The organism is Kitasatospora sp. NPDC059673 (genome assembly GCF_042734215.1).
In the GTDB taxonomy this organism is placed as follows: domain Bacteria; phylum Actinomycetota; class Actinomycetes; order Streptomycetales; family Streptomycetaceae; genus Kitasatospora.
This window is the reverse complement of sequence record NZ_JBHWEN010000009.1, coordinates 228,046-234,419: the sequence shown is the minus strand read 5'-3', so window position 1 is coordinate 234,419 and position 6,374 is coordinate 228,046. Positions and strand designations below refer to the sequence as shown.

Sequence of the window (6,374 nt, the reverse complement as noted above, 5' to 3'; positions counted from 1 at the left end):
GGCTCCCAGTAGACGACTGGGTTGATAGGCCGGATATGGAAGCCCTGTGAGGGGTGGAGTTGACCGGTACTAATAGGCCGAGGGCTTGTCCTCAGTTGCTCGCGTCCACTGTGTTGTTCTGAAACAACGACCCACTCCGGTGGACAGTTTCATAGTGTTTCGGTGGTCATAGCGTGAGGGAAACGCCCGGTTACATTCCGAACCCGGAAGCTAAGCCTCACAGCGCCGATGGTACTGCAGGGGGGACCCTGTGGGAGAGTAGGACGCCGCCGAACAATTATTCAGAAAAGCCCCTGCCCGGGAAATCGGGCGGGGGCTTTTCGTGTTTATCAGGGCGCCAGCACAGCCGTTGGCCGGCGACCGGGCGGCCGGGCGACCGCTTGCCGAGGTCCACCGGGCCGGCCCGGTCAGGGCGGTTGGGGTCGGCCGATCAGCCGGTGACGAGTTCCGCCGATCTCACCGTGCGGGTTCCGCGCGAGACCGTGAGGCGGACGAGGCTGCCGGGCGGGAGAGTGGGGGCGTTGGCGGGGAGGGCCCAGGCGAGGGTGTGGTCGGTGGTGCCGGTGTCGAGGGCGAGGAAGCGTGGGGCCCTGGCGCGTCGGCGGGGCTCCAGGCGCAGGACTTCGCCGGTGACGGTGTGCGGGGCTCGCCGTTCCAGGGCGGCAAGGGTGAGGTAGTAGGCGGTGAGTGCGCCGAAGCAGGTGATTGCGGCGGTTTCGCCGGGCAGCGGCCCGGGTGGTCAAGGCTGTGGGACATCCAGCCGTGGGCGCTGGCGAAGTTGCCGGGCATCAGGGCGAGGAAGGCCAGGAGCGCCGTCCAGCGGCTGAGGCGGCCGGCCGCCGCGAGGGCGAGGACGCCGATGCCGACCCAGCCGGCGCTCAGCAGCAGGCCGGGGCGGCGCAGCGGGTCGGTCATGTCGGGGGCGGCTGCCCATTCGGGGCGGCGGAGGACGGCGAACAGGGTCAGGCCGACGGCCACCACGGCTGTGGCGCCTGCCAGTTGGAGCAGCTGGGCGGTACTGGCGCCGAAGCCGGGGCGAAGCCGGGGGTAGCGGATGCGGACGGGGCGCCAGGTGCCGCCGTGGGAGGACCAGACGCGGCGTTTGTCGCCCGCGTCGAAGCCGAGCAGGCGGGAGGCGTTGGCGGTGACGCCGAGCGCGGTGCCGTACGCGAGGTAGCGGTCCCAGACGGTGACGGCTGCGGGTGGCAGTCGGGTGAAGTCTTCGTGCGCGCGGAGCCAGGACTGGATTCCGGCCCAGTGGCCCGCGCGTTCGAGCCCGGATCGGGTTGCCCGTTCGCCGATGGCGAGCGCCAGCAGGAACCCCAGTGGGATCGCCGTGATGGTGCCGACCCCGATCGCCGCGCGGAGGTTGTGCCCGCCGGTGAGGACGCCCAGCGCGAGGAGCACGCCGGGGGCGAAGAGGCCGGTGAACAGCACGCCAGCCAGCAGGGGGCCGAACCGCGGCCGGGAGAGGCCGCGCTGGCGGGCCTCGGCGACGATCTCCCGGCGGAGGGCGCCGTTCCAGGCGGTCGCGCGTTCCTGTGCGCGGAAGGCGATCGCGCCGATCGGGGCTCCGGAGGCGCCGGCCTGTTCGGTGATCCGGTCGAGGACCCGCTGTTCGTAGGGGGCCAGGGCGGGGGCGTCCTTGCGGGTGCGGTGCACTGTGCTCTGCGCGGGGTCGTCGGCGGGCTGGCGGATCTCGGCCAGGCCGCGCGCCGCGAGGTCCAGCAGGGTCGCCGCGGCGGCGTGGTCCACGGTGCGCCACCGGTTCGCCAACATGGCCACCACGGCGGGGCGTTCGGGCTGGTCGCCGAGTTCCTGCGTCGCGGGGCCGGGGTGGACGGTTCCGTTCCGGGTGGCGAGCAGGGCGATTCCGTAGACCGCGAGCCAGAGTGCGACCAGTGCGGCGCCGGCCCAGTAGAGCTGGGTGTCGAGGCTCATGCGAGGTTCACCGGGGGTGCGTCCTGCGCGGTGGCCCCGGCCTCGAAGTACTCGCGTCGGCCGTGCCCGCCGCCGATACCGGCGACGAGGTTCCCGGGGAAGCTCTCCAGGGCGGTGTGGTAGCTCTGGACGGCGCTGTTGTAGAACTGCCGCGCGTAGGCGATCTTGTCCTCGGCGGTGGCCAACTCGGCCTGCAGCTTGAGGAAATGCTGGTCCGCCTTGAGCTGCGGGTAGCTCTCGCCGAGGGCGAGCAGCCGGCCGAGGGAGGCGGTGAGCAACTCCTCCGCGGCGGCCTTGTCGGTGACGCGGAGACCGGTCTGCGCCGCCGTCCCGCGCGCGGTGACGACGGCTTCCAGCGTGGCCCGCTCGTGTGCCGCGTACCCGCGCGCGCCCTCGACCAGGTTCGGTATCAGCTCGTGCCGGCGCTTCAGCTGGACGTCGATCTGTGCCCAGGACGCCTGTGTCTGATTGCGCAGCCGGATCAGCCGGTTGTATGTCCGGACGACCCACAAGGCTGCCACCGCGAGCAGCACGGCAAGGACGGCGACCACGACGAGACCCACGACGAGACCCACGATGTTCCCCCATGGTGTGGTGACCTGGCGCCGGCGGTTCCGGCAGGTCGGGGGAGATCTTAGGGCCGGAGGCCGTTCGACCGCCGCCCATGGCGGAAGGCGGCGGTCGAACGGGGCCGCGTGAGGCGGTGTCAGTTCCAGATGTCGTTGAGCGGGGTCGCGTACTGGTCGTTCTGGGTCAGGCGGCCGGGGAGGCGCAGGCCCTCTTCGACGGTGCGCAGGATGCTGTAGTGGTTGTACTGGACGGGGGAGCGGTAGCCGGGCTTGGTGAGGCCGGGCGAGCCCGTGACGATGGTGGGGATGCGCTGGCCGTGGTTGTTGTCGTCCTCGTCGAAGGTGATGACGAGGAGGGAGCGCTGCTGCGTCCAGGCGGGGGAGGCGAACAGCTTCGGGAGGTTGGTGCGCATCCAGGTGTCGCCGGTGGCGACGTCGCAGTTGTGCATGGTGTTGCAGCTGTTGGGCTCGAACCAGACGAAGTTCGGTGTGGTGGCGGTGGATTGGAGGTCGGACCAGAGCCGGGTGATCGGCTGCAGCTTGTCCTGGCAGCGGGCGGTGTCGCCGGTGACGTCCTTGAAGTACACGAACGGGATGTTGTCCGCGTCGTAGTTGCCGCTGGAGCTCAGGTTGCAGGGCGACTTCATGTCCTCGACGTAGCCGCGCCAGGACCGGCCGGCCTGCTCCGCCAGGTTGCCGAGGTGCGGCGCGGTGACCGCGCCGGTGAGTGCCGGGTAGGGGTTGTCGGTCCGGCCGAAGGTGGAACCTCCGGACACGGCAAGGTAGTTGGGGTCACTGGGGTGGACGACGCCGTAGGACTGGGTGAGCGTGACACCGCTGTTCGCCAGCTGGTTCAGGTAGGGCGCGGCGGAGCTGCCGATCACCTGGTCGTAGGACCGGTTCTCCAGCATCACGAAGAACACGTGGTCCAGCGAGGGCACTTGGGAGGAGACGGGGGCCGGCAGGGCGGGGGCGGGCAGGGGCGCCGAGATGGTCAGCGAGAGGTTGTCCGCGTAGGCGTCGTTGTACGCGGTGCCGGTGCGGCTCGATTCGCGGGTCAGTTGCAGGGCGAGTGCGATGCTGCGGGTGCCGGCGGGAAGGGTTCCGGTGGCGGTGCGCTGGAGCAGGGCGGTGGCCAGGCCGCGGTCGGTGGCGCTGACCGGCCCGATCCGGGTGGTGCCGAGGGACGCGCCGGAGCCGTTGCGGAAGGTGGCCGTGAGGGTGGCGGTGGAGTTCTCGGTGGCGTAACCGCCGAGCCAGCCCGAGAGGTTGTACGTCACCGCGCCGGTGTCGATCCGGTCGGCCGCCGCCGACACGTCGGCGGTCTGGGAGAGCGTGGAGCTGCCGACCGGGCCGCCGGAGAAGAAGGCGTTGCCGCGGTTGCCCGGGCCGGTGGTGCTGTTCGACGGGAAGCCGTTCGGTGCGCCGTACGCCACGGCGGTCGGGACGCCGGTGGTCTGCCAGCCGGGGAGCGTGACGCTGTCGTAGCCGCTGACGGAGGCGTCGGCGCACTCGGCGTCCCCGTTGACGATCAGGTTGGTGCTGCCGGTCCCGGGCGCGGTGACGGAGAAGCGGGCGGGCCGGGCGAGCGCGGTGTAGCCGTCGTTGTAGAGGTAGTCGGCCAGGTAGGTGCCCGGGGCGAGCGAGTCGGTGGCGAGGGACACCGAGCCGGTGCCGTTCGGCGCGTAGGCCCAGGCGAGGGCCGGACTCCCGCCCGGCTGCTGGCCGTTGTCGGGGTAGATGCCGATCCAGTTGGTCGCGGAGACCCGGCCGGTGCCGTAGGAGGCGAGCACCGCCTGGCCCTGCGCGTAGGAGCTCTGGCCGAGGCACAGCATGCTGTTCTGCGTGTCCAGGACGGTCGAGGAGGTCACGGTGAACAGCACCGGCGTGGCCAGCGGCGTGTAGCCGTTGTTGGCGAGCAGGTAGGCCAGGTAGCTGCCGGGCTGCAGGGAGCCCGCCGCCACGGTGACCGTGCCGCTGCTGTTCGGGGCGTACGCCCAGGCCAGCGAGGCCGTCCCGCTGCCGGGGCCCTTCGCGGGGTCGGTGGGGTAGATGCCGACCCAGTTGGTGGAGGAGGGCTGCCCGGTGCTGTACGTCACCGGCAGGGCCGAAGTCCGGCCCTGGACGTAGCTGGTGGCGGCCAGGCCGATCGAGCTGCCCGCGGCGGCGGCCTGGGTCGGTATCAGCGGCACGAGCAGGGCCACGACGGCGAGCAGCAGCAGGTGCAGCCGTCGGTGGCGTCGGTGTGCGGACGGTTTCCGCATGGGGGCACTCTCCTGAGGGTGGGAGGGCTGGGCGTGTGGCGCGGGCCAGGATGGCAGGCCCGGTGCTGCGGATTCAAGAAGGGCCGACGGAACTCCGTGCAACGCCCGCGTGAAGAGTTGTCCGGCCAACTCGCCCACACAGAAGGCTTCCTTGATCCTCTACTGGCTGGTAACGAACCGTCAATTTCCGGTTTTCCCTCGCATGTTGGTGGATCGTTGGTAGGGTGGTTGCGCTGTCCCATGTCCTTCGGGTCCCGCGCAATGTGGCCGGGCGCCAATGAGCCGTCAGGTCTTCTGTGTGGTGCAGCCATTGAGGGAGAGTCAGGGCCGCCGGAAAGATCCGCAGTCATGACAACGCGCACAAAGCTTCTGTCGCGGTGGCTGGTGGCCCCGCTGCGGTGGGCGGCCCTGCTGTCGGTCCTGGTGTCGGTCGGAGTGTTCTTCGCCGGGGCCGGGACGGCGCAGGCGACGCCTTCCTGTGGGGTGCTGTCCACCGGTGCGGCCTCGCAGGCGAATGCCGCCGTGCGGTCCGCCTGCGGGCTGATCGGCACCCCGTACTCCTGGGGCGGCGGGCACGGCTCGCAGCCCGGGCCGACGTACGGGATCTGCGACCCGTCCAACGGCGCCCCCAACGACTGCAACGTCCGCGGCCTGGACTGCTCCGGCATGGTCCGCTACGCCTACTACCTGGCGGTCGGCGCGGACGTCATCAACGGCACCACGCGGACCCAGTGGCCGACCTCCCGGGCGGTGGCCCGGTACTACCGGGGGGACGGGACGGCGCCGCTGCTGCCCGGGGACCTGGTGTACTTCGGCAGTACCGCCTCCACCATCCACCACGTGGCGATGTATCTGGGGCAGGGCTGGATCGTCGAGGCCCCGTACTCCGGCGGTTACGTCCAGGTGGCGGCGCTGTCCTCGCACGGCGACTACTACGGCGCCATCCGGCTGTACGGCTCCGGCAACACCACCCCGGCGCCGACCCCGCCGCCGGCGGGCGGCGGCCAGTACTGGGTGAACACCTTCTCCAACGCGCCGGTGTACGCCTCCCCGACCTCCACCAGCAGCACGGGCACGCTGTACCAGGGCACCAACTACGTGTACTGCAAGGCCTGGGGCCGTGAGGTGTCGAACGGCAGCAGCTACAACCACTGGTGGCTGAAGACCGACCCGGACGTCGGCCCGAGCGGCCAATGGGTGTCGGCGTACTACCTGTCCGGGTGGGGCAACGACGTGGCCAAGGACACCAACGGCACCGTCATCCCCGACTGCTCCGGAAGCAGCACCCCGGCCCCGAGCGGCAAGTACTGGGTGGACACCTTCGCCAACGCGCCGGTGTACCCCTCCGCTACCTCCACCAGCGCCACCGCCACCGGGACGCTGTACCAGGGCACCAACTACGTGTACTGCAAGGTGTGGGGCCGTGAGGTGTCCAGCGGCGGCAGCTACAACCACTGGTGGCTGAAGACCGACCCGGACGTCGGCCCGAGCGGCCAATGGGTGTCGGCGTTCTACCTGTCGAGGTGGGGCAACGACGTGGCCAAGGACAACAACGGTGTGACCATTCCCAACTGCTGACGGCATGAGCCGGCCCCCGTCG

General features: G+C 70.7%; 4 protein-coding genes and 1 rRNA gene. 2 read left to right on the top strand and 3 right to left on the bottom strand.

Annotated features, from left to right (window positions below; translation table 11 throughout):
• The first annotated feature begins 158 nt into the window (after positions 1-158).
• A 5S ribosomal RNA gene (gene rrf, locus ACFV18_RS13970) occupies positions 159-275 on the top strand.
• Positions 276-456: 181 nt separating this feature from the next.
• Here the strand turns inward: rrf and ACFV18_RS13965 are convergent.
• The 3 genes from ACFV18_RS13965 to ACFV18_RS13955 all read right to left on the bottom strand — a co-directional run bounded on the left by ACFV18_RS13965 (position 457) and on the right by ACFV18_RS13955 (position 4,774).
• Complete coding sequence (locus ACFV18_RS13965) at positions 457-1,941, bottom strand: DUF2207 family protein (protein WP_380482774.1); 1,485 nt, start codon at positions 1,939-1,941, stop codon at positions 457-459.
• On the bottom strand, positions 1,938-2,516 hold the full coding sequence (locus ACFV18_RS13960; RefSeq protein ID WP_380482772.1) for a LemA family protein: 579 nt from the start codon (positions 2,514-2,516) through the stop codon (positions 1,938-1,940). The genes ACFV18_RS13965 and ACFV18_RS13960 overlap by 4 nt, the downstream gene beginning before the upstream one ends.
• Before the next feature lie 131 nt (positions 2,517-2,647).
• On the bottom strand, positions 2,648-4,774 hold the full coding sequence (locus tag ACFV18_RS13955) for an alkaline phosphatase family protein (protein WP_380482770.1): 2,127 nt from the start codon (positions 4,772-4,774) through the stop codon (positions 2,648-2,650).
• A gap of 348 nt (positions 4,775-5,122) precedes the next feature.
• On the opposite strand from ACFV18_RS13955, the gene ACFV18_RS13950 reads away from it, so the two are divergent.
• On the top strand, positions 5,123-6,352 hold the full coding sequence (locus tag ACFV18_RS13950; RefSeq protein WP_380482768.1) for a C40 family peptidase: 1,230 nt from the start codon (positions 5,123-5,125) through the stop codon (positions 6,350-6,352).
• Positions 6,353-6,374 lie beyond the last annotated feature (22 nt).

Excerpts from the sequence above, each read along its gene's own strand:
- ACFV18_RS13950 (WP_380482768.1), top strand. The coding sequence starts at position 5,123 with ATGACAACGCGCACAAAGCTTCTGTCGCGGTGGCTGGTGGCCCCGCTG.
- ACFV18_RS13955 (WP_380482770.1), bottom strand. The coding sequence starts at position 4,774 with ATGCGGAAACCGTCCGCACACCGACGCCACCGACGGCTGCACCTGCTG.
- ACFV18_RS13965 (WP_380482774.1), bottom strand. The coding sequence starts at position 1,941 with ATGAGCCTCGACACCCAGCTCTACTGGGCCGGCGCCGCACTGGTCGCA.